This is a genomic window from Nocardiopsis lucentensis DSM 44048 (assembly GCF_000341125.1).
Taxonomy (GTDB): domain Bacteria; phylum Actinomycetota; class Actinomycetes; order Streptosporangiales; family Streptosporangiaceae; genus Nocardiopsis; species Nocardiopsis lucentensis.
This window is the reverse complement of sequence record NZ_ANBC01000354.1, coordinates 1-582: the sequence shown is the minus strand read 5'-3', so window position 1 is coordinate 582 and position 582 is coordinate 1. Positions and strand designations below refer to the sequence as shown.

Annotated in this window: 1 protein-coding gene; it reads left to right on the top strand. The window is 80.8% G+C overall.

The window, feature by feature from the left end; translation table 11 throughout:
- Window positions 1-582 (top strand): CurL C-terminal domain-containing protein (locus D471_RS40150; protein WP_040689393.1); only part of this gene is annotated, 582 nt, incomplete at both ends.

Genomic DNA, 582 nt, shown 5'->3' with positions numbered 1-582 from the left:
CCGCCCGCCGGGAACTGGTCACCGTCTCGGCCCGCGACCGCGCCGCGCTGTCCGACCTCGTCGACCGCGTCGGCCACCACCTGGCCCGCGGCGCCGACCCGGCCCCGGCCTGCCACACCCTGCGCCTCGGCCGGGCGCACCTGCCCCACCGGGTCGCCGCCACCGGAGCCGACGCCGCCGAACTGGCCGACAACCTGCGCGCCGCGCTGGCCGCCGCACCGCCCCCCGCCGCCACCGCGGGCCGCACCGTGACCCTGCGCCTGGGGCGGGACCGCCGGGCCCTGGCCGACGCCGTTCGCTCCCTGGCCGACGCGTTGCCGGGCCTGGACCTCGCGAGCCCCGACACCGACCCGGCCGCCGCCCTGGCCGGCGCCCTGACCGGTCTGGGCGTGCGCACGGCCGCCGAACCCGCCGACACCGACGCCTACGCCGCCGCCCTGGTGTGGGACGATCGCGAGCACCCGCTGCTGGCCGTCGGGCCGGACCCCGCCCGCCCCTTCCTCGACGCCCTGGCCGCCCTGTACACGGCCGGAGCCGACCTGGACCTGTCGGCGCTCAGCCCGGACGGCGTCTCCTTCGACC